Raw genomic sequence first — 20,326 nt, forward strand, 5'->3', positions numbered from 1 at the left:
GCCCCCGCTAAGACAGCTGTTTGACCTGCATCAAGTCGCCCCGCTCTGACTGACGTTAAGCTGCCCGCAGGATGAATGATTTCAGGGGACAGCGCGATGACCAGCCAGACCAATGAGACCAGCCGAGGCGATCTGAAAACCCACGCTGCCCTGTTTGATCGCATGGCGGAAACCGTGGGGCTCGATCTTCAGGAGGAGGCGATTTCCGGTCGGCTGCGATTTGATGAGATCAGCGAGGCGGTGCTGCGTTGCACTCGTTGTGGCGGCGTCGGCGCCTGCCACAAATGGCTCGACAAAGGGCTGCGCCCGGGGGCCGAGGCGCCCGACTTCTGCCGCAACCGCGACCTGCTGGCCTATCTGCATGAGGATGAGGCCTAGAGGCACATCACGGGCGTGGCTCTTCCGAATGATCTGGGCCAAGCCAAAAGAGCGACACCATGCCCCTCTCACCCAATCCGCACAGGAGATCCTGATATGCACCCCTTGGGCCACCCGCTGCATCATCTGCGCCTGATCAAACGGATGGGGCAGGCGTGTGGCGTTGATTTGCCCGCCAGTTTCGCTGCAGGTCAGATCACGCAGACGGATTGGGCGGATATGGTGACCCGTTGCCGTGGTTGCCGCGAGGTTGCCCGTTGCGAGGCGTTTCTGGATCAGATCGACCGCGCCGCAGACACAATGCCAAAGGCGCCACTGCAGGGCTGCCGCAATGGCGACGCGCTGCTCCGGCTGCGGGACTAAGCGTGGCGGCTGCGCCGCAGACGCAGCCGATGCCAGCGATAGAGCACCGGCGCCAGAACATAGTCATATAGGGCGGAGGCCAGCTGGCGCAGCCCCGGCAGCCCAACCACACGCGCCACCCAGCGATACCCCGGCATCTGCGACCAAAGCACCAGAAACGCCGGGATGCCACTCAGCACTTCGCCCTGATGGCGCACATGCAGCCGCCGTGCGGCCTGATCCGCATCAACACCCCAGCGCGCCAGATCTTCTGAGTTGAGGTCATCAAAACGCAGCGGCAGCTCCCGCTGCTCCGCCAGATTGGCGTAATGGCGGATCTCGATACTGCACACCGGGCACTCTCCGTTATAGAGGATCTCGGTGGTGTCGTCCTGAGGGGTTGGCATGGCGCGATGCCTCCTAGTTGGATGATTACCTTAGAAATATAACGGCGGCCGGGCGCAAAAGGAGAGGCAGATGGTCACACCTGCGCTTTGCTTGGACCAGGCCATAGTCTCTCACTCCGCGCTGGACCGGCTGGACGGGCGTTGCAGTCAGGCGAGTGGCTGCTTGTGCTGAGACGCCAAGGATGGAGACACTTTCTATCAGAACCTTTGCATTGCCTCATAAGTTGTGCAAAATCAGCGTATGATTGTATGAGCTATGAATTTTTACTGTATTGGCAAGAGGGGATTTGACGCATCATGGAGAGACCTGAATATCTAAAACAAGGAGAGCCTGCGCGTCTTTTCCCGGTTTTGTCCAATAACTCCAAAGAGGGGCGAACGACTTCAATTCTCTTGGCTTGCCTTTCCAAAGTTGAGGAACTGGCATCAGAGCTGCTGGCGTCGTTGGGGCAACGGACTGGCAAACGCACCACGGTAGAGACGTTCACGGAAGTGGTCTTTGATGGTCAGAAAGAGGCGTGCAAAGATCGTCCTGACGGGTTGATCATCGTTAAAAACGGTTCTCGAGAATGGCGGGCCATGGTGGAGGCAAAGATTGGCAATAACCCTCTGACCGCAGAACAAATTGAAAAATACCGCAGCTTGTCAAAGGACAACGGGATTGACTGCGTCATTACGATTTCCAACCAGTTTGCGACTTTGCCCGCGAGCCATCCACTGGAAGATGTCCGTAAAAGCCGGTCAAAGATTCCTGTTTTCCACTGGTCATGGATGTTTGTCTTAACGGCCGTGGATTTGTTGATCAGCAACGATGGTGTGGCCGACGATGATCAACGTGTGTTGCTGAATGAACTGAGACGCTTTTTGACTCATGAAAGTGCAGGCATTCGTGGGTTCGATCGTATGCCGCCAGAATGGGGTGAGCTAAACAAACTTGTCTCTGCTGGTGGTAAGATACTTGCGAAATCACCAGAGGCTATTTGTGTATTGGATGCTTGGCATCAGGAAACCAAGGACCTTTCTTTGATTTTAAGCAGGCAGACAGAAGCAAGTGTCAGAGAGCGCTTGAACAGAAAGCACGCAAAGAATCCTGCAGATCGTCACAAAGATGAATTGAACCAGCTAAGGGAAGCTCATCAACTGCAAGTTAGCTTTGATATACCTAATGCTGCTGCCCCTTTGGAGGTTGTCGCGGATCTCAATCGTCGAACGATCGAGGCTGGAATGACACTCCGGGCACCTGAGGACAAGAAATCATCAAAAGCGCGATTGAATTGGCTGCTCCGTCAATTGAAGAGCGAAGCTAGCAGTGATCTGTTTGTTCGTATGACTTGGCCCGGGCGCAGTGAAGATACCCATTTCCCCTTGATGGAGTTGGTGACGGATCCGGATCTTTGCGAAAAGGATAAAAACGGACTTCAAGTCGTCAGTTTTCATATCTATGTCGCAAAGCGCTTGGGTGGAAAGTTCACCCAGCAAACAAACTTCATCGCTGAGCTTGAGGCGATTGTCCCGGACTTCTATCGGGAGGTTGGCCAAGATCTATCTTCATGGCGAAAACCTGCACCAAGAATTCGAGAGTCTCAGACGGACGCCAGTGTCCAATCGATTGAAGACGAAGCGGAAGTGGTAGCGTTGCGGGCGCAGTGAGTGTCGAGGCTTCAGCGGCCTAGCCAGCCCTGACGCCCCACAGATCATACTCTCCCGCTTCATCAACTTCAACGGTGACCAATTCGCCGACCTGCAGCCCTTCGGTTCCCTCATCAATGAACAGGTTGCCGTCGATCTCCGGCGCGTCGGCTTTGGTGCGGCAGGTGGCGATGCCGTCTTCGTCGATGTCATCCACAATGACCTGTAAGGTCTGGCCGACTTTGGCTGCAAGATTCGCCTCGGAAATTGCCTGCGCTTTCTCCATGAACCGGTCCCAGCGGTCCTGCTTCACCTCTTCCGGCACGTGGTCCGGCAGGTCGTTTGACCGCGCGCCGTCGACGTTTTCGTATTTGAAGCACCCCACACGATCCAGCTGTGCCTCATCCAGCCAGTCGAGGAGATGCTGGAACTCAGCTTCTGTCTCGCCAGGGTAGCCAACGATGAAGGTGGAGCGGAGGGTGATATCAGGGCAGGTCGCGCGCCAGGCGTTGATCTCATCCAGCGTCTTGGCCGCAGCCGCCGGCCGTGCCATGCGGCGCAGCACATCCGGGTGGGCATGCTGGAACGGGATATCCAGATAGGGCAGCAGCGCGTTGTCCGGATCCGCCATCAGCGGGATCAGCTCGCGCACGTGCGGGTAGGGGTAGACATAATGCAGCCGCACCCACAGTTCATCCGCGGGGGCCAGTTTGCCCAGCTCCCGGCTCAGATCCTGAATATGGCTGCGGACCTCACCGTCTTTCCACGGGTTCACATCATATTTGCGGTCCAGCCCATAGGCGGAGGTATCCTGCGAAATCACCAGGAGTTCGCGCACGCCAGCATCCACCAGTTTTTCCGCCTCGCGCAGAACCGCATGGGCGGGGCGGGAGGCCAGTTTGCCGCGCATGTCGGGGATGATGCAGAATTTGCACTTGTGATTGCACCCCTCTGAAATCTTCAGATAGCTGAAGTGGCGCGGCGTCAGCTTCACCCCCGCTGCGGGCAGCAGATCCACGTAAGGGTTGGGTGAGGGCGGCACGGCGGCATGGACCGCGTCCAGCACCTGTTCATATTGGTGTGGGCCGGTCACCGCCAGAATGCGGGGGTGGTGTTCGCGGATATAATCCGGCTCTGCGCCCAGACAGCCGGTGACAATGACCTTGCCGTTTTCCTTCAGCGCTTCACCAATGGCTTCAAGGCTCTCGGCCTTGGCGCTGTCGAGAAAGCCGCAGGTGTTCACGATCACCGCATCCGCCCCGGAGTAATCTGGCGACACGCCATAACCCTCGGCCCGCAGCCGCGTCAGGATCCGCTCACTGTCGACCAGCGCCTTGGGGCACCCCAGTGACACCATGCCAAGGGTCGGTTGCCCATCACGGGGCGCATCGCCAAGCCGTGGCTTGGGCGCAAGATCGGGGCGAAGGCTGGGCGGATTGGCGGAACCGGGTGTCTGTGTCATGCGCGCGCATATATCAGGACTGGGGCAGGAGGCAAGGAAAACGGAGGGGCTGTCCGTGCACCCGCTGTACGCCGCCTGTGCTTCCCTCGTTCGTCAGAGGCTGTATTTCCCGCTTGCCCGGACGATAGGCCGAGCAGCACCTGACTTTCTCCCTGGGAGGGCGCTTTGCACCTCCTCAAGGTAAGACGCTGTCCTCGGAGGCCGAATAAGACCACCAACCATGGATAGCCCCAGGAATGGCGCATGATCTCTCTGAGAGGAACGGCCAGCGGCACCGGCTGCGCTGACTAACAGCTGCAAACCTGCAAAGCTTTGATACCGGGCGAGGGCTTCGCGCATTGCACCTGCCCGCCCACGCGGTAAGCTGCGCAAAACCCTGCGGGAACAGGGGCAAGGCAAGAGGTGCGGTGATGAAGCTGATAATCCGGGTTGTAATAGCGCTGGTGGTGGCCGTGGTGCTGCTGTTGGGCGCGCTGCTGGTGCTGCCGGGCGAGAAACTGGCCCAGTTGGCCGCGAGCCAGATCGAGAAGCAGACGGGACGCACGGTGACCTTTGGCGGGCGTGTCGGCTATACGCTCTGGCCGACGCTAGGGGTCAAGGCCGACCGCGTGGCGCTATCCAATGCCGATTGGGCTGGTCCTGAGCCGATGCTGACAGCCGAGCGACTGACCATCGGTGTCTCGGCGGCGGATCTGATCGGGGGCAAGGTGCGGGTGACCGAACTTTCCGCAGTGTTGCCACAGCTCAATCTCAGCACCCGCGCGGATGGCACCGGCAACTGGGTGCTGGATTCCATTGACGACGGCCAGACCGGGGCCGCGCCAGCCGCCGAGGGCCGCATGGAGAGCCTGCCGGTCAGTATTGAGGCGCTGAACCTCACTGGCGCCAGCCTGCGCTACGCCCCCCATGGCGAGACCCCGATTGAGCTGACACAGGTTGATCTGGCGCTGCAGTGGCCTGAGCCTAACGGGACTGTGCTGGCCGATATCACGCTGCGCCCGGCCGGGGCACCGGTACAGATCGCGGCGGAGATCGGCACGTTTGAGGCCTTTCTGGCGGGGCAGGTTGCCTCTGTCGGGGCTGGTGTGACCGCTGATGAGACCGAACTGCGGTTTGACGGGCGGGCGAATATCAATGGTGCCGCAACGGGTCGCCTGACTGGCAAAAGCTCTGATCTGGCGCGCAGCCTTGCGGTACTGGGCGCCGCCGATGGGGTGGAGGCTCCGACGGTCGATACCTGGCTCTTCGGCTCCGACATGACCTATACCACCGACGGGCGGCTGGCGCTGCGTGATCTGACGCTTGAAGCAGATGCCAATCGGTTGCGCGGCGCAGCGGATGTGGCGCTCGGCGATGTGCCCAAGGTGACCGCGCGTCTGAGCGGTGAGCAGCTGGATTTCTCGGCGCTGCTGCCCGCGGGCGATGCGGGGGTGCCTGCCGCTGCTGCGGCAGACACGGGTACGGATCCGGTCAACGATGGCTGGTCGCGCGAGCGCATTGATTTTGGCTGGCTGGCGGCGCTGAATGCGGCGATTACACTGGATGTTCAGGGGATCGACACCGGCTCCGTCAAACTGGGTCCAAGCAAGCTGGACCTGTCGCTGGACAACTCCCGTGCGGTTCTGAAATTTCAACCTGCAACTGTGTTCGACGGCCAGCTGCGGGGGCAATTGGTGGTGAACAATCGCAATGGTTTGTCGGTCGGTGGCAAGTTGAATTTTCAGGGCATCCGATTGGAACAGGCGCTGGGCCAGACCATAGGATATGATCGCCTCAACGGTGAGGCGCTGGGCGAACTGGAATATCTGGGTATCGGCAATTCAGTGGCAGAGATCATGTCTTCGCTCAGCGGCAAGGGCTGGCTGGAGGTTGGCAAAGGGTTCTTTACCGGTTTTGATCTGGAACAGCTGATGCGCAGCGGCAGCGGCAACGGTGGCAGCACCGTGTTTGATCAACTGACTGCCAGCTACACGATGGACGGCGGCAATCTCCTCAACAAGGATCTGCTGCTGACCCTGCGCGGCTTGCGCGCCGAGGGGGAGGGCCGCATCGGGCTTGGAGCGCAGGATCTGGACTATCTCTTTACCCCCAGCCTGCAACGCGGCGATGGCAGCACCCGCCTGTCGATCCCGGTGGCCATCACGGGCCCATGGAGCGATCCCAAAATCCGCCCGGATCTGAAGCGTGCGCTGGAGCCGGAAATCGACGCGGTGGAACAACAGGCCAAGGATCGCCTGCGCGAGAAGCTGAGCGAAGAGCTGGATACAGAGATCGCGCCTGAGCAGGACATCAATGAGGCGATCCGCGACCGGATCGAGAAAGAGGCAAAGGACCAGCTGCTGCGGCTTCTCGGCGGCGATTGATGCTGCGGCTAGATCACATGTCCTACAACGGAAAACGCCCGCCAATGGCGGGCGTTTCTACATCAACTCTGAGGATGATCAGAAGGTCTGATCATAGTCACCGACCAGCGGTTCGGTGCGGATCACCGCGTCAATCTCGGCAAAGATCTCACGCAGTTCGGCCTCGCTCTCGCTGCTTTCGCAGACCACCACCAGATTTGGCGTATTGGACGAGGCCCGCACCAGCCCCCAGGACCCGTTATCAAGGATCACACGCGCCCCATTCACGGTGACGACCTCCTTGATGGGGCGGCCTGCCAGCGTCTCGCCAGCCTCGGCCTTGGCAACCAGCTTTTCGACCAGACGCTCCAGCACGGTGTATTTCTCGGTATCGGCGCAATAGGGCGACATGGTGGGCGTTGCCCAGGTCTTGGGCAGGGCTTTCCGCAGGTCCGACATGCTCTTGTCCGGGTTGCGGTCCATCAGCTTGCAGATCTCGACCGCCACGCGCATGCCGCAGTCGTAGCCCCGGCCCACAGGTTCAGCGAGGAAATAATGGCCGGACTTCTCAAACCCTGCCAGCGCGCCGATCTCCTTCACCCGCCGCTTCATGTGGCTGTGACCGGTTTTCCAGTAATCCGCCGTCACGCCATTGGCTTTCAGCTCGGGATCCGAGGCAAACAGTCCGGTAGATTTCACATCCGCCACAAAGGTCGCATTCGGGTGCAGTTTGGACAGATCGCGGGCCATGATCACGCCGACCTTATCGGCAAAGATCTCCTCGCCCTCATCATCCACCACACCGCAACGATCGCCGTCGCCATCAAAGCCAAGTGCCATATCGGCGCCGGAGGCCTTCACGCTGTCGGACATATCGTGCAGCATTTCCATGGCTTCGGGGTTCGGGTTGTAGTTGGGGAAGGTGTAGTCCAGCGCATTGTGGCTATCGACCACCTCGACCCCCATGCGGGCGAACAGCTCCGGCGCAAAGGCGGAGGCGGTGCCATTGCCGGTGGCGCAGACCACCTTCAGCGGGCGGGACATTTTGAAATCGCCGACCAGATCATCGAGATAGGCCTCTTTCACGCCATCCACGAACTGATAGGAACCACCAGGGCGGGCCACGCCCTCACCATTCAGCACGATGTCACGCAATTCACCCATTTCGTCCGGCCCGTGGGTCAGCGGGCGTTCAAAGCCCATCTTGACCCCGGTCCAGCCGTTGGGGTTATGCGAGGCCGTGACCATGGCCACCGCAGGCACATCCAGATGGAACTGGGCGAAATAGGCCATCGGCGACAGGGCTGGGCCAATGTCGCGCACCTCGATACCAGCCTGCATCAGGCCAATGATCAGCGCGTGTTTGATAGAGACCGAATAGTCGCGGTAATCATTCGCCACCGCAATCACCGGTGGAATGCCGCGCTTGTGCATTTGTGTGCCAAGCCCAAGCCCCAGCGCGGTCATGCCGGGCAGATTGATTTCTTCAGGGTATTTCCAGCGCGCGTCATATTCGCGAAAACCGGTGGGTGTGATCATCGGATCGCGTAGAAAGCTCCAGGTGTTCGGGCGCACCTCGGGGATGGGTTTGGTCATGGGATTACGCTCTCTTGTCGATCAGATGCGGATAGGGTCGGCCTTGGCCAGCGCATCAAAGCGCATCAGGCTTTCGATCAGCTTTGGCATCTGGTCCAGATAAATCATGTTCGGCCCGTCAGAGGGCGCGTTGTCCGGGTCCTCATGGGTTTCGATAAACACAGATGCAATGCCCAGTGACACTGCCGCACGCGCCATCAGCGGCGCAAATTCGCGCTGTCCACCAGTGGAGCCGCCTTTGCCACCGGGCTGCTGCACAGAATGGGTGGCGTCCATCACCACCGGATAACCACCTTGCGCCATCTGCGGCAGCGACCGCATGTCGGCGACCAGTGTATTGTAGCCAAATGAGGTCCCGCGCTCGGTCAGCAGGATGTTTTTATTGCCGGTGCTTTCCACCTTGGCAACGACGTTGGCCATGTCCCAGGGGGCCAGGAATTGGCCTTTCTTGATGTTCACGGCCTTGCCGGTCTTGCCTGCGGCCAGCAGCATATCGGTCTGGCGACACAGGAAGGCCGGGATCTGCAGGATATCCACGGCCTCGGCCGCGACTGCACATTGCGCCTCGGTGTGGACATCGGTCAGCACAGGCACGTCAAATTCCTTGGCGATGGTTTGCAGGACCTTCAGCCCCTCATCCACGCCCAGCCCGCGTTTGCCGGAGAGCGAGGTGCGATTGGCCTTATCGTAGGAGGCCTTGAACACATATTGAGCGCCATATTTTGCGCAGGCCTCTTTCATCTGACCCGCGATCATGCGCGCGTGATCCAGGCTTTCCAGCTGGCAGGGGCCAGCAATGAGGGTCAGCGGGCGGTCATTGCCGATGCTGAGGTCGGCGACGGAGATATTTTTCATGGCGTTATGACGAAACCTGTTCTCGGAGGATGGACGCAGTGAGCGAGCACATCAGGTAGATACCGGAAAAGATCAGGAATGCCAAAATCGTATTTTCAAATCGGCGGGGATAGGACGCTTCCTCACTTGGGACGGGTTCCACCGCTGTTGTCAGATAGCGCACCTGGCGGTTTGCCTCCATCCGGGTCTGCTCCACCTGCTGTAGCGCCGATTGCAGCATCATGTCACGGGTGGCCAGATCGGCCTGCGCCATCTGGATCTGCACCGTCAGACTGGCGAGCGAGTTTTCGCCGGCCGAGGCGTCGATCATGCGATCATTCAACCGTTGAATGAGGCTGTTCAGCCGCGCGATGTCGGCGCGCGCGCCGTCTACCTTGGCCTGATTGGGGCGGGCATTGTCCAGCAGGGCAGCCAGCTCCAGCTCCTTTTCCTGGCGCTGCAGTTCAAAGGTGCTGATCTGTGAGCGCAGCGACATGATCACCCCCTCGGGGTCAAGCACCGTGCCGCGCTGTTGCAGCTTGACCAGCCGTTCCTGGGCATTGCGGCGTTTGTCCTCCGCCATCTCCAGCGCGGTCTCGGCATCGCCCACCTGATCGGAGCGTTTCTGCACGGATAGCTGGTTCACCTTTTCCTGCGCATAGCTGATCAGCTTTTGGGAAAACTCGGCCGAGACCTGCGGGTCGGCGGCGGTGACCTCCATGCGGACAACGCCCTCCGTCGGATCATAGCCAATCTTCACGTTGCGCGAATAGGTCTTATAGGCTTCCTCATTGGTGGGGTTGTCTTCCAGCCGCTGGATCGGGTCGATCCACTCCTGCGTGAAATGGGATTTGAACCCGACCTCCCGGTCCAGCCGCAGCATCGCCTCCTTCGATTGCAGATAACTCTGTACCGCGATGGAATCCTGACTGGTCGCAAACTGCGTACCGCTCAGCAGCCCGCCAAGGCCACCGCCACTACCGGCGCTGTCGGCTTTGAGCACCAGAAACTCCGATTTCGCGGCATACATCGGCGTGGCAACGCCATAGAAATAGTAGCCGGTTAGGGCCGTTGGCAGCATCACGAAAAACGCTAGCCGCGCGCCGAGTAGCAAGAGTTTGCGACGGCGGCGACGGGCGATATCACGCTGAATTTGCTGAATTTCGCGGTTGCGCCGTTCTGCAGGGCTCATCTCCGTTGCGGGCAGTGATACCTTGTCGGACGGCACCGTCTGCGGCAGCTGCACGCTCCCCGGCGCCTGCGGCGCACCTGCGGGTTGGGCGGTGTTGGGCTGCACCACCAGCTCCAGCATATTGGCGCGCTGGAACGGGTCGATCCCCTTCAGCCGCAACTGACGCACAGCATCAAAATCGGAGGTGGCGGGCAGGTTGTTTTTCTGCGCGATGCGGCGGGCCAGCCGTAATTGGCGTCCCGTTAGCCCCTCCTTGCGGATCTCATCCAGATCGGTGGAGGGTTTACCGGTCTTTGCTTTTGGCGGCTCCTGAATGGAAATGGCTTCATCCGCAGGTGATGCCCCGACGCCGCCAAGCGTCCCAGAACCTGTTGCTCCGGCACGTGCCTCGCCTGCAGCTGCCGCCGATACCTCGGTTGGAGCCGCCTGGGGCGCGTCACCAGCGCTGGGCGGCGGTACGGGGCGTGCGGCCGCGGGCTGTGCGGCGGCGGCGCCACTGCGGCGGACCCGAAATTTCTTAGCCTTGGGTTTGGTAGTCATAGAGCTGTTTCGCTTCTTCCAAGGTTTCAAACATATGCAACTGGCCATCCACCAGAACAGCCGCAGAACGAACAAATTTCTCCAGCGTCTTGGGCTGGTGCGACACCATGATAATGGTGGTGGTTTCAAGCCGCTCCTGAAGGATGGAACCGGCCTTTTTGTTGAACTCCACATCGGTGGTGCTGGGCATCCCCTCGTCGATGAGGAAGATATCAAAATCCAGCGCCAGCATCAGCGCAAAACTGAACCGGGCCCGCATACCGGAGGAATAGGTGCCGACAGGTTGGTCAAAATATTCCCCCAAGCCGCAGAGCCAGCGACAATAGGCTTCGACGTAATCAGGATCCAGCCCGTAGAGATTGGCGATATAGCGGGCATTGGCCATCGCCGAGAGACGATTGATGACCCCGCCCATAAACCCCAGTGGAAACGAGATCCGGCAGCCACGGCGAATTTCGCCCTCATCGGGTTTTTCCAGCCCGGCCATCATGTTGATGAGGGTGGTTTTGCCGGTGCCATTGGGGGCCAGCACCCCCATCGATTTGCCGAGGTCAACGCGAAAGGACACCCGGTCAAGGATCACCTTGCGCTGGGTGCCGGTCCAGAAGGACTTGCTCACGTTTTCAAACTCAAGCATCGCGTGTTCCGGTGCTGCTCTCGGCCCCGTTCAGGGGCCTCTGGTCCTCATGATGCGCCAGGCGGATCCCGGCGGCCTTATGCCTGCACTAACAGATTTGTGTTAACGATATAGGCTGCTATTTGGACCATATTATGTCCAATTGTTACGGGATTTATCAACGCTCCGTTAACCAGATGACGCGGCTTTGATCACGTGGCGGCGTTCTCGCGGGCTGCGTAGCAGGTGAATGGACAGGGTGCCATGAGGCTGCGAACGGGCAGATAACAGGGGGCAGAGATGACCACAACCGAGGATCTGAGGCAGGAGATTCGTGCCTGTCGGCTATGTACGGACCGGTTTGCCGCAACCGTGACCCGACACAGCCCGCGTCCGGTTGTGTGGTTTGACGGTGCCGCGCGTATCCTGATCGCCGGTCAGGCACCGGGCGCGCGTGTTCACAACAGCGGTCGTCCTTTCACGGATCCGTCCGGGGATCGCCTGCGTGAGTGGCTGGGCCTGAGTGAGGCACAATTCTATAACCAGTCTCTGGTGGCGATTGTACCTATGGCGTTTTGTTTTCCGGGATACTCCGCGCGGAAGGCGGATCTGCCGCCCCCTGCGATCTGTCGTACCACCTGGCATGACCGGGTGATGACCACTTTACCCAACATTGGCCTGCGCGTGCTGGTTGGCGGTTATGCCCATAGCTATCATCTGGGCGGCAAACAGTCGGTGCAGGCACGGGTTGAGGGCTGGCGGGACCACGCGCCGCACGAGTTTCCCTTGCCACATCCGTCCTGGCGCAATACCGCATGGCTGAAACGCAATCCCTGGTTCGAGACCGATCTGCTGCCGGTCCTGCGCGCCCGGGTTCAGGAGCTGATACCATGACTGACGCCACCCCTCTGGATCATAGCCACGCCGCAATGCTGGCAGCGCCCCAGGACGACGCGGCCCGCCTGCGGTTCTACGAGCGGCTGGCGGATAGCGAGTTATTCCTGCTACTGACCAAAGAACCCGAGGGCGACAGCATTGCGCCGGAGCTGTTTGAGACCTCCGATGGCACCTTTGCGCTGGTGTTTGATCGCGAGGACCGGCTGGCTGAGTTCGCCGGGCGCATCGTTCCTTATGCCGCTTTGTCGGGTCGAGTCGTGGTGCAGATGCTGGCGGGGCAGGGGGCAGGAGCCAAAATTGGCCTTGGTGTTAACCTTGATGTGGCGCCGTCCGCGATCCTGATCCCGGCTGAGGCCGTGGCTTGGCTGCATGGAACCCTCGGCCAGACCCCGGCAGAGGTCGATGCCGAGATCGAGGCGATCACCGCGCCCAAGGGCCTGCCGGAGATGCTGATCACAGCGCTGGATACCAAACTGGCGACGGCTGTGGGGCTGGCACAATCGGCCTATCTGGTAGGGCTGCACTACCGTGGCGGCGGGCAGGGCCATCTCCTCGGTTTTGTCGATGCCAAGGAGGCCGCGCAATCTGCATTGGCCAAGGCGGTGGGCGAGGCGCTGACCTTCTCCGGGGTTGAGGCAGGCGCGCTGGATGTCGGCTTTTTTTCCAGCAGCGATGCGATGGCGGCGCGGCTGGCGCAGGCCGGTCTGCGGTTCGATCTGCCGCAACCGGCGGAGCCGGCGCTGCCTTCGGCCCCCGGGCGCGACCCCGAAAACCCGCCCCGGCTCAGCTAAGGCGGCGGGTCCCAAACAGAAACATCGCGGCCCTGTTCGGGGCCGCGATGTCTGGTGCCTTCAGCCGTGGTGACAGGCAGGACAGGCCTCGCCTGTGGTCAGCTGTTGGCCTCTGCCGGTTCCAGCTTGTCCTGTGTCTTGGTCTCAAAATCGGACGCATCGTGGCGCTCGCGCAGCTGGGTGTGCAGCTCGCCAAAGGCCCGGTTCACCATCCGCCCACGCGATACCGCAGGGCGCGCGTCGATCTCCTTGGCCCAACGCAGCAGATGAGTGTAGCTCTCCACATCCAGGAACTCTGCCGCGTCATAAAGACGACCCAGCACCAGCTGGCCATACCAGGCCCAGATCGCCATATCGGCGATGGAGTACTCCTCACCAGCGATATAGCGGTTATCGGCCAGCTGCCGGTCGAGCACATCCAATTGGCGTTTGGCTTCCATCGAGAAGCGATTGATCGGGTATTCGTATTTCTCCGGCGCATAGGCGTAGAAATGGCCAAAGCCACCGCCGAGATAGGGCGCGCTGCCCATCTGCCAGAACAGCCAGCTCATCACTTCGGTGCGCGCGGCACCGTCCTTGGGCAGGAAGGCGTCGAATTTCTCCGCCAGATGCACCAGGATTGAGCCGGATTCAAACACCCGCACCGGCGCATCGCCGCTGCGGTCCATCAATGCCGGAATCTTGGAGTTGGGATTGACCTCGACAAAGCCGGATCCGAACTGGTCGCCTTCGCCGATATTGATCAGCCAGGCGTCATATTCCGCGCCACTATGGCCCGCGGCCAGCAGCTCCTCAAGCATCACCGTGACCTTTACCCCGTTGGGTGTGGCCAGCGAATAGAGCTGATAGGGATGTTCTCCCACCGGCAGCTCTTTGTCATGGGTGGCCCCGGCAATGGGACGGTTGATCGAGGCAAAGCGGCCACCGCTCTCCTGTTCCCAGGTCCAGACTTTCGGCGGGGTGTAAGTTGTGTCACTCATCTGTTGGCCTTGTTTTAAAACGGTTTTTGAATGTGTCAGGCGATCATGTTACGCCGCTCCGATGCAAGGGGCGACGCGGCATTGTGCAAAACATAAGCAGGTCGCGCAAAATTCCAATGACTGGAAGGTCTGCCGCCTACACTTTTTGTTGACCACCCCCGGGCACAGTGGGCGGCGTGGACGTCCTGACACCATGGAAGATATCTCCACCCAGAACCAGCCTGTAACAAAACCTGCGCCTCCGATCACGCAGGCTCCGTATCGGACACAGGGGCGTGAGCCCCCCTTCGCATCGGGGCGGATCTGAATATTGTCTAGTCACATCGGCCACCGCGGTCGGCCTTCAGCTTCTGCCGGGTGCACGCCATCCGGGCCCTTGAAAAGGATTTATTATGAAAAGCGTTCTCTTTGCCGCCCTTGCTGCTGCCTCCTTCGGTCTGCCTGCCTTTGCCGGGGATCAATATATTGACAGCACCGGTTTTGCCGTTTCCGGCTATGACGTGGTGGCCTACCGCGATCTGGCGCAGAACCCCGTTGGCAGTGCCCAACCCGCAGCGGTCCCGGGCAATGCGGCCTATACGGCAGAACACAACGGCGCTACCTTCGCCTTCTCCAGTGCGGAGAACCGCGACAAGTTTGCTGCCAACCCTGACTTTTACGCGCCGCAATATGACGGCCACTGCGCCTATGGCGTCTCCAAGGGCGGTAAGGTTCCGGGCAATCCAAACCTGTGGCGCATTGTGGATGACAAGCTGTACCTCAACATCACCAAAAACGTTGTTGGCTTCTGGGAAGAGGATATTCCCGGCAATATCGACCTCGCTCAGGGCAACTGGCCCGAGATTGAACCGGCGGATGCCTCCAAGAATGTGATCCCGAACTTCACATCCTCCGCCCCGGAACAGGGCTGATCCTGGCGATCCGTTAAGGAGAGGGCAGGGCTTATGTCCTGCATCCTCCCCAAACGGCAGCACCCAAAGAAAACAGCGCCCCGAAGCAATCCGAGGCGCTGTTTTGATCTTCAAGCGATGGCCACCTTTCGCAAGGTCGAGGCCAACCTGTAGCTTACCGTTTGCGGTCGCGGCGTGCGCTCATCGGCTGGAACGCCACGCCCACATGGGCTTCGCAATAGGGTTTGCCTTGCTGAACCGGCAGGCCACAGAACCAGAAATCCTCAGTCGCGGGATCACCCACGGGCCATTTGCAGGTCCGCTCGGTCAGTTCCATCAGGCCCAGCTTCTTGGCCTTTTTCTCGATCTCATTGACCTTGGCCAGCGCTTCTGGGCTAATTTCATTCGCCGAGGGCTGCGGCGGCAGCGGCTGGCCGGCCGGAATGATCTGGCGGCGTGCAGGCGTGGCCGGGCGCCCTTCGGCAGAGGCCGCAGGCTCAGGCGTCACCGGGCGGGCCGGTTCGGTCTTTGGCTGCGGCTTGGGTTTGGCCGGTGCGGCCGCAGCTGCAGCGGGCGCCGGTTTTGGCGCGGTGGCGGGTTTTTCCTTTGGCTCGGCGGCGGGTTTGGCCGTACCGCTGTTGCGGTTGGACAGTCCCAGGCGATGCACCTTGCCAATCACGGCGTTGCGGGTCACGCCGCCCAGTTCCTTGGCGATCTGGCTTGCAGATTGCCCTTCGCCCCACATTTTCTTGAGCAGTTCGACGCGCTCGTCTGTCCAGGACATCTGTTGCCTTTCCAAGCTAAAAGCGGCCCCAGATCCTGCGGCCGCCATCGAATTCCGTAACAAGCCCCTATTCTAATCACTGCGCCCCGAGTTACAAGAGCGTCTTACGCCTCAGGGTCTGCTCTCTTGGTCCTTATTGGCCGCTGCGAGCCTTTGGCAGAGGCGCTTTGGGCGTGAAAGCCGCTTGCCCCGGCAGGGTGGGCATGGTTTGACGCAGAAGATCGACGGATGAGGAAGACCTGGGGCCGTCACCGATCGGCGTGCCCACAAGATTGGCCCGCAGATCGTCCCCGAAAGATAAGCAAAGAGGCGCGACATGGCACAGCACATCCCAGAGCAGACAGCACCAGCGACACCGGCCATCGCCCTTGGAGAGCGGCGCTTCGGGCGGATGAACTGGCTGGGGCTGCGCACGTTGGCCCGGCGGGAAATCACCCGGTTCCTGGTGGTCTGGACCCAGACTCTGATGGCGCCAATGGTCACTGCTGCCCTGTTCCTGATGATCTTCAATATCGCCATTGGCCCGGGGCGGGGCGATGTCATGGGCGTGCCTTTCATCGAATTTCTGGCCCCCGGTATCATGATGATGACGGTGATCCAGAATGCTTTTGCCAATACGTCATCGTCGATTGTGATCACCAAGGTGCAGGGCAATATCGTTGACACGCTGATGCCACCGCTATCGGGGTTTGAAATCCTGCTCGGCTATCTGGCCGGGGCTGTGGCGCGCGGGGTTCTCGTGGCGCTTGGCATTGGTAGCGGGTTGATGCTGGTTCTGGGCGTGGTGCCGGAACATCCGTTGGTGGCGCTGCTGTTTGTGGTGCTTGGGGCGCTGTTTCTGGGCGGGCTTGGCATCGTCGCTGGCGTCTTTGCCGAGAAATTCGACCAGATGGCGGCAATCACCAACTTCATCGTGACCCCGCTCGCCTTTCTCTCAGGCACCTTCTATTCGGTGGAGGCGCTGCCGCCCGTGCTGCGGCTGCTCTCACATCTCAACCCGGTGTTCTATCTGATCGACGGGGTGCGATTCGGGGTGATCGGTACCTCTGACAGCTCCCCTCTGCTCGGATTGCTGGTTTGCAGCCTGTCCAGTGCGGCCATCGGGACATTGGCTTGGCTGATGCTGCGCAGCGGTTACCGGCTGAAGTCCTGATCCGCCTGCGCGCCCGGATCCACATGCAGGGTCGGCACCCGCTGTCGCCCCTCACGCCAGGCCAATAAAGCCGCGCCCGCGAGGATAATCACCGCGCCTAGTACGGTGATCGCGTCTGGCGCCTCGGCAAAGATGGCAAAATCATAAAGGGCGGCGAAAATCAGCGTGGCATAGCTGAAAGGCGCCACAAAAGACGCATCCGCCCGCGCCATCCCATTGATGAAACAGCCCTGCGCACAGGCCATCATGGCTCCCAGTATCGCCATCAACCCCCATTGCTCCGCAGTGGGTTGCTGCCAGACCGCAATCACCGCAGTGCAGGCGATCAGTGTGCCCAGCAGATTGTTGAGCCACAGGATCTGTAGTGGCCTCTCACGCCCAGCTAGCCGTTTGATAAAGATCAGCTCCAGCCCCATCACCGCAGCCGCCGCCAGCGCCAGCAGGCTTGCGGGCTGAAAACTCGCAGGGGTGGGCCGCAGCAGGATCATCGCCCCGATAAGCGCAATCACCGCCGCCGCCCAGCGCCAGGGGCCAACCCGCTCGCCAAGCAGAGGGATCGCCAGAAGCATCCCGAATACCGGGTTCAGAAAGGTGATCGCGGTGGCATCGGCCAGCGGAATATAAGCAACCGAGGCAAACATCAGCGTCACCCCCATCCAGCCAAAGCTGGTGCGCCCGATATGCAGCCCCCAATGGGGCCGCACAAAGGTGGGTCGTCGCAGTCCGACAATCACGCTGATCGCCAGAAACGCAAAGGTAAAGCGCCCGAAACTGATCTGCAGCGGATGGAGGGGTGCGCCCATGGCATCAGTGCCAAGCGCTTTGGCCACCAGCGTGGTGCCTGCGATGAATACCGTGGCGAGCAGGATCAGCGCAGCGGCGAGGGCGGGGTTCTGACGGGTGTTGATCATGCTGTCAGCACTGCCCGTTGCTGCCACCAAAAGCAAGCCACCAGAGGGGGGCGCCGTGATTGAGCTGGCAGCCCGTCGGGTGACTGCAATAGCCGACACCTTCAAATAATAGCCGACACCTTCAAATTGACCAGCCGGGCCGACAAATGGTCTTTTCTTTTCTAAAAACCTCCGTTATGGACGCAGGCATGATCACTGCTGCACATATCAATTTGCTGCGACGCCGACGCCTCAGCGCGTAATCCGGCCCCGATCACCCGTGCCCCGTTGCGGCACATCCAACTTCTCCAATATCGTTGACCCTGCGGCCCGGCTGCGTCACTGCTTGGCCCATCATGTCCAAAAGGAAGATCCCGATGATCCCGTCCGTTCTGCCCACTTACAATCGTGCGCCTCTCAGCTTTGTGAAGGGCGAAGGCGCCTGGCTGATCGAGGCCGACGGACGACGCTTTCTGGATCTGGCGGCGGGCATTGCGGTGAACGCACTGGGTCATGCCCATCCGGTTCTGGTGAAGGCGCTGACCGATCAGGCCGAAACCCTCTGGCATGTCTCCAATCTCTACCACATCCCGCAGCAGCAGGCGCTGGCGGACCGGCTGGTAGAGCACAGCTTTGCCGATACGGTGTTCTTCACCAACTCCGGCACAGAGGCCTGCGAACTGGCGGTGAAGATGGCGCGGAAGTATTTCCATGACAAAGATCAACCTGAGAGAGTGGAGATCCTAACCTTCTCCGGCTCTTTCCATGGTCGCTCCTCGGCCGGGATCTCTGCGGCCGGCTCCGAGAAAATGACCGCAGGCTTTGGGCCGATGCTGCCGGGGTTCACACATCTGATGTTCGGTGATCTGGATGGTGTCACGGACGCGATCACGGAGCAAACTGCCGCCATTCTGATCGAACCGGTGCAGGGGGAGGGCGGCATCCGCCCGGTGCCCGATGCAGAATTGAAGGCGCTGCGCCAGATCTGTGATGAGCATGGTCTGTTGCTGATCCTGGATGAGGTGCAATGCGGCGTGGGCCGGACCGGCAAGCTCTTCGCCCATGAGTGGGCGGGCATTACGCCGGACATCATGATGGTGGCCAAGGGCATTGGCGGCGGCTTTCCCCTGGGGGCGGTGCTGGCCACCGAAGAGGCCGCCTCCGGCATGACCGCGGGCACCCATGGTTCCACCTATGGCGGCAATCCCTTGGGCTGCGCGGTGGGCTGTGCGGTGATGGATCACGTCACCGATCCGGCCTTTCTGGCGGAGGTGAACCGCAAGGCGGGCCTGCTGCGCCAAAAGCTGGAGGGGCTGGTGGCCGCTCACCCGCAGGTCTTTGAAGAGGTTCGCGGCAGCGGTCTGATGCTGGGTCTGAAATGTGTCGCGGCCAATACCGATGTGGTGACCGCAGGCTATCAGGCTGAGGTGGTCACCGTGCCCGCCGCCGACAATGTGGTCCGCCTGCTGCCGCCGCTGACCCTCACCGATGAGGATATCGCCGAGGCCTTCACCCGTCTCGATCAGGCGGCCACCGCTGTGGAGGCCAAAGCAGACGCCTGAGGCGTCATCTTTCCTGAAATACTCCGGGGGTGCGGGGGCTGGCCCCCGCGCGTGGCCGCAACGGCACCCGCCCCGGCAAGACACAAGCACAACGAAAGCGACGCTCGATATGAACCATTTTCTCGATATCCATAAAACCGACGCCGGCGCCCTGCGCAGCATCATCGATCAGGCCAGCGCCACCAAACAGGCCCGCCTCGGTCGTCCCAAGGCGGCGCCGGATGATGAGTTGCCGCTGAAGGATCGTATGGTGGCGCTGATTTTTGAAAAACCCTCTACCCGGACGCGCGTTTCCTTTGATGTCGGCGTGCGCCAGATGGGCGGGCAGACCATGGTGCTCTCCGGCAATGACATGCAGCTGGGCCATGGTGAGACCATCGCCGACACCGCCCGCGTACTCAGCCGTTATGTCGATATGATCATGATCCGGACCTTTGATGAAACCGTGCTGACCGAGATGGCCGAATACGCCTCGGTGCCGGTGATCAACGGGCTCACCGATCGCACCCACCCCTGCCAGATCATGGCTGATGTGCTCACCTATGAGGAACATCGCGGCCCCATCAAGGGCAAGAAAGTCGTCTGGTGCGGCGATGGCAACAATGTCTGCGCCTCCTTCCTGCATGCCGCCGCGCAGTTTGGCTTTGATCTCACCTTCACTGGCCCGTCCCAGCTTGACCCGGAGCCTGAGTTCATCGGCCTTGCACGCAATGCAGGTTCACAGGTGATCATCGAACGCGACGCTGCCAAAGCGGTCGAGGGCGCGGATCTGGTCGTCGCCGATACCTGGGTGTCGATGCACGATAGCCAATCCTCCAAGGAGCGCCGCCACAACATGCTGCGCGGCTATCAGGTGAATGACGCACTGATGGCCCATGCCAAGCCCGACGCGCTGTTCATGCATTGCCTGCCCGCCCACCGAGAGGAAGAGGTCACCTCCGCCGTGATGGACGGGCCGCAGTCGGTGATCTTTGATGAGGCCGAAAACCGCCTGCACGCGCAAAAGGCGATCATGCGCTACTGCCTCGGCGCCTGAGCCAC

The 20,326-nt window shown here is 60.7% G+C and carries 19 protein-coding genes; 10 read left to right on the plus strand and 9 right to left on the minus strand.

Features of this window, described 5'->3' with window-relative positions:
* The first annotated feature begins 96 nt into the window (after window positions 1-96).
* Together GAL_RS04645 and GAL_RS04650 are read left to right on the plus strand one after the other, a co-directional pair.
* Window positions 97-378, plus strand: coding sequence for a DUF6455 family protein (locus GAL_RS04645; RefSeq protein ID WP_024096425.1), 282 nt, complete (start codon window positions 97-99; stop codon window positions 376-378).
* Between the two features lie 96 nt (window positions 379-474).
* On the plus strand, window positions 475-741 hold the full coding sequence (locus tag GAL_RS04650; protein ID WP_024096426.1) for a DUF6455 family protein: 267 nt from the start codon (window positions 475-477) through the stop codon (window positions 739-741).
* Here the strand turns inward: GAL_RS04650 and GAL_RS04655 are convergent.
* Window positions 738-1,127, minus strand: a complete 390-nt coding sequence (locus tag GAL_RS04655; RefSeq protein ID WP_024096427.1) for a thiol-disulfide oxidoreductase DCC family protein — start codon at window positions 1,125-1,127, stop codon at window positions 738-740. The genes GAL_RS04650 and GAL_RS04655 overlap by 4 nt on opposite strands.
* A 297-nt stretch (window positions 1,128-1,424) precedes the next feature.
* Between GAL_RS04655 and GAL_RS04660 the strand changes: the two genes are divergently transcribed.
* Window positions 1,425-2,777 carry a hypothetical protein gene (locus GAL_RS04660; protein WP_024096428.1) on the plus strand — a complete coding sequence of 451 codons (1,353 nt, stop codon included), beginning with the start codon at window positions 1,425-1,427 and terminating at the stop codon, window positions 2,775-2,777.
* 19 nt (window positions 2,778-2,796) lie between these two features.
* Here GAL_RS04660 and rimO read toward each other — a convergent pair whose 3' ends face one another.
* Window positions 2,797-4,218 carry a 30S ribosomal protein S12 methylthiotransferase RimO gene (gene rimO / locus GAL_RS04665; RefSeq protein ID WP_024096429.1) on the minus strand — a complete coding sequence of 474 codons (1,422 nt, stop codon included), beginning with the start codon at window positions 4,216-4,218 and terminating at the stop codon, window positions 2,797-2,799.
* A 410-nt stretch (window positions 4,219-4,628) separates the two neighbouring features.
* On the opposite strand from rimO, the gene GAL_RS04670 reads away from it, so the two are divergent.
* Window positions 4,629-6,581, plus strand: coding sequence for an AsmA family protein (locus GAL_RS04670; RefSeq protein ID WP_024096430.1), 1,953 nt, complete (start codon window positions 4,629-4,631; stop codon window positions 6,579-6,581).
* Window positions 6,582-6,659: 78 nt separating this feature from the next.
* Here the strand turns inward: GAL_RS04670 and GAL_RS04675 are convergent, their stop codons facing one another.
* From GAL_RS04675 to GAL_RS04690, 4 genes are read right to left on the minus strand one after another with little or no spacing between them, the layout of a single operon-like run.
* Window positions 6,660-8,156, minus strand: coding sequence for a phosphomannomutase/phosphoglucomutase (locus GAL_RS04675; protein ID WP_024096431.1), 1,497 nt, complete (start codon window positions 8,154-8,156; stop codon window positions 6,660-6,662).
* Window positions 8,157-8,177: 21 nt separating this feature from the next.
* Entirely contained in the window at window positions 8,178-9,011 is an 834-nt protein-coding gene (kdsA, locus tag GAL_RS04680; RefSeq protein WP_024096432.1) for a 3-deoxy-8-phosphooctulonate synthase, read from the minus strand.
* A 4-nt stretch (window positions 9,012-9,015) separates the two neighbouring features.
* Window positions 9,016-10,722, minus strand: coding sequence for a capsule polysaccharide export protein (locus GAL_RS04685; protein WP_024096433.1), 1,707 nt, complete (start codon window positions 10,720-10,722; stop codon window positions 9,016-9,018).
* Complete coding sequence (locus tag GAL_RS04690) at window positions 10,700-11,359, minus strand: ABC transporter ATP-binding protein (RefSeq protein ID WP_014875338.1); 660 nt, start codon at window positions 11,357-11,359, stop codon at window positions 10,700-10,702. The genes GAL_RS04685 and GAL_RS04690 overlap by 23 nt, the downstream gene beginning before the upstream one ends.
* Before the next feature lie 279 nt (window positions 11,360-11,638).
* Between GAL_RS04690 and GAL_RS04695 the strand changes: the two genes are divergently transcribed.
* Both GAL_RS04695 and GAL_RS04700 read left to right on the plus strand, forming a co-directional pair.
* Window positions 11,639-12,232: a uracil-DNA glycosylase family protein gene (locus GAL_RS04695; RefSeq protein WP_024096434.1), complete on the plus strand. Its 594-nt coding sequence runs from the start codon at window positions 11,639-11,641 to the stop codon at window positions 12,230-12,232.
* A complete protein-coding gene (locus GAL_RS04700; RefSeq protein ID WP_024096435.1) occupies window positions 12,229-13,026 on the plus strand; it encodes an SseB family protein in 798 nt (265 codons plus the stop codon). Before GAL_RS04695 ends, GAL_RS04700 begins: the two co-directional genes overlap by 4 nt.
* A 98-nt stretch (window positions 13,027-13,124) precedes the next feature.
* On the opposite strand, the gene yghU is transcribed toward GAL_RS04700, so the two are convergent.
* Entirely contained in the window at window positions 13,125-14,006 is an 882-nt protein-coding gene (yghU, locus tag GAL_RS04705; RefSeq protein ID WP_024096436.1) for a glutathione-dependent disulfide-bond oxidoreductase, read from the minus strand.
* Between the two features lie 392 nt (window positions 14,007-14,398).
* On the opposite strand from yghU, the gene GAL_RS04710 reads away from it, so the two are divergent.
* On the plus strand, window positions 14,399-14,917 hold the full coding sequence (locus GAL_RS04710; RefSeq protein WP_024096437.1) for a YHS domain-containing (seleno)protein: 519 nt from the start codon (window positions 14,399-14,401) through the stop codon (window positions 14,915-14,917).
* 154 nt (window positions 14,918-15,071) lie between these two features.
* Here GAL_RS04710 and GAL_RS04715 read toward each other — a convergent pair whose 3' ends face one another.
* Window positions 15,072-15,680, minus strand: coding sequence for a GcrA family cell cycle regulator (locus GAL_RS04715; RefSeq protein WP_024096438.1), 609 nt, complete (start codon window positions 15,678-15,680; stop codon window positions 15,072-15,074).
* Window positions 15,681-15,996: 316 nt separating this feature from the next.
* Between GAL_RS04715 and GAL_RS04720 the strand changes: the two genes are divergently transcribed.
* Window positions 15,997-16,833 (plus strand): ABC transporter permease, encoded by an 837-nt coding sequence (locus tag GAL_RS04720; protein WP_024096439.1) that lies wholly within the window; start codon window positions 15,997-15,999, stop codon window positions 16,831-16,833.
* Here the strand turns inward: GAL_RS04720 and GAL_RS04725 are convergent.
* Entirely contained in the window at window positions 16,815-17,744 is a 930-nt protein-coding gene (locus GAL_RS04725) for a DMT family transporter (RefSeq protein WP_024096440.1), read from the minus strand. The genes GAL_RS04720 and GAL_RS04725 overlap by 19 nt on opposite strands.
* 356 nt (window positions 17,745-18,100) lie before the next feature.
* Here GAL_RS04725 and GAL_RS04730 point away from each other — a divergent pair, with 356 nt between their 5' ends.
* Entirely contained in the window at window positions 18,101-19,285 is a 1,185-nt protein-coding gene (locus GAL_RS04730) for an aspartate aminotransferase family protein (RefSeq protein WP_024096441.1), read from the plus strand.
* Window positions 19,286-19,394: 109 nt separating this feature from the next.
* Entirely contained in the window at window positions 19,395-20,321 is a 927-nt protein-coding gene (gene argF / locus GAL_RS04735; protein WP_024096442.1) for an ornithine carbamoyltransferase, read from the plus strand.
* Window positions 20,322-20,326 lie beyond the last annotated feature (5 nt).

This window comes from Phaeobacter gallaeciensis DSM 26640 (assembly GCF_000511385.1).
GTDB classification, from domain to species: Bacteria; Pseudomonadota; Alphaproteobacteria; order Rhodobacterales; family Rhodobacteraceae; genus Phaeobacter; species Phaeobacter gallaeciensis.